This is a genomic window from Vibrio sp. 1F169, from assembly GCF_041439605.1.
Taxonomy (GTDB): Bacteria; Pseudomonadota; Gammaproteobacteria; order Enterobacterales; family Vibrionaceae; genus Vibrio; species Vibrio tasmaniensis_A.
The window spans coordinates 1-1,552 of record NZ_JBGOOI010000161.1; the positions used below are offsets into that span (position 1 = coordinate 1).

General features: G+C 43.2%; 1 protein-coding gene. It reads right to left on the minus strand.

Annotation, left to right across the window (positions count from 1 at the left end; all coding sequences use genetic code 11):
* Positions 1-80: 80 nt before the first annotated feature.
* Positions 81-1,433 (minus strand): ISNCY family transposase, encoded by a 1,353-nt coding sequence (locus ACED53_RS23330; RefSeq protein ID WP_102579856.1) that lies wholly within the window; start codon positions 1,431-1,433, stop codon positions 81-83.
* Between the last annotated feature and the right edge of the window lie 119 nt (positions 1,434-1,552).

The window sequence follows — 1,552 nt, forward strand, 5'->3', positions numbered from 1 at the left end:
TGTCAATCCCATTTTAAAATGTCCTCTTTTCTCCCAAATAGAAATGTCACCTTTGGGAGAAAAGAATCAAGGGTAGTGGGTTACTTGGTATGACTTGCTTTGAATTGTTCGGGCTTCTCTAAAACTGGATTTAATGCGCGTAGCTGCTCATTCATTGCCTGTCTTTGAGCCGTTCTGCTTGCCGTTTTATTGTTCCGTTTACGTTTTTGTGAAACCTCAAACTCATCTTGTTTATCCTGAGCAAAACGTAACACTTGTCCCAGTCTTTTGTTTTCAACCACTCGACCTTGGTCAAGTTTGGTCAGTTTATCAAACACTTTATATCTCAATGCTCGATGTCCGTATCTCACACTAATGTCGCCGTTTGGGTACTCTAAAATCAATACGTTTTCATGAACCAAGCGGGAGTTTTCTTCAATATTTTCAACCAAATAAACAATCTGGTCGTACTGAAAGGTTAACGACTTTGATAGTTTTCGAACGACCTGCCATGCAAAAATATCGTCCAAATCTGCGGATGTTTCTCTAATAGGACGGTGCATGTCTTTTGGGTAATTGGCGGGTTTAGCAAAGCGTTGATTGAAGTCCGTAATGAAGTAGGGAAGCCAGGCATTGGCCTCTTTGATGGTATTAATGCCTTGTAGTCGCATCTCTTTAATGAGGCGGTCTTGAAGTGTTAGGTTCGCTCGTTCTACTCGGCCTTTCGCTTGTGAGCTGTTCGCACAGATTAATTCGATGCCAAGCTCTTTTAGTATGCGTCCATATTGCGTAGGATTTTTAGCTTCAACCGCATTCTTGTTACTGTTATGAAACACTGCGTGCCGGTCACTGTAGAATGCAAGCGGCTTGCCGTGTGTCTCTAAGTACTCTCGAGTTGTTACCATATAGTCAATGGCTGATTCCGTTTCACTAAACCGCAGGTTCATTAATCGTCCAGTTGCATCGTCGATGAAAACCAGCAGACAGCATTTTGGACTTCGGCCTTCGAACCAATCATGGTGAGAACCATCAATCTGAACCAGTTCTCCTAGGCAGTCTCTGCGATGACGAGGTTGGTACACTCGAGGTTGACGCTGAGCATGTGGCACCCAGAGACCATCAGCAATCATCCATTGACGTAAGGTCTCATTAGAAATGGGTAAGTTATGGATCTCAATAAGTTTTTCTCTTGCTAACGTTGGGGCAAAATCCGAATAGTGTTTACGAACAAGCGTTAAGATAGTCTGACGATAATCACTCGATATCCGATTATTACTGGGCTTGCCGCGAGCTCCATGTGCCAAACTGGCCGCACCGGATTCTCGTAAGCGGTTCATTAAACGCTGCACTTGGCGTTCACTCAAGTTTAAGAGCTGGGCAGCATCCGAACGTCGTAAGCGACGCTCACAAACGTCATTGATCACTTTGTATCGTGAAAGGTCTTTGTCACTCATAGTTACCAACATCCCAATGTTCCTTAGATAAGTTCACATAAGAATGAAGTTAGCGGTTGAACCTAAAAAAGAGACATTTTAACTTTGCTAAAAAGTGACATTACAACTTTGCGCCTACA

Coding starts and splice junctions, on each gene's coding strand:
- ACED53_RS23330 (WP_102579856.1), bottom strand. CDS start 1,433: ATGAGTGACAAAGACCTTTCACGATACAAAGTGATCAATGACGTTTGT.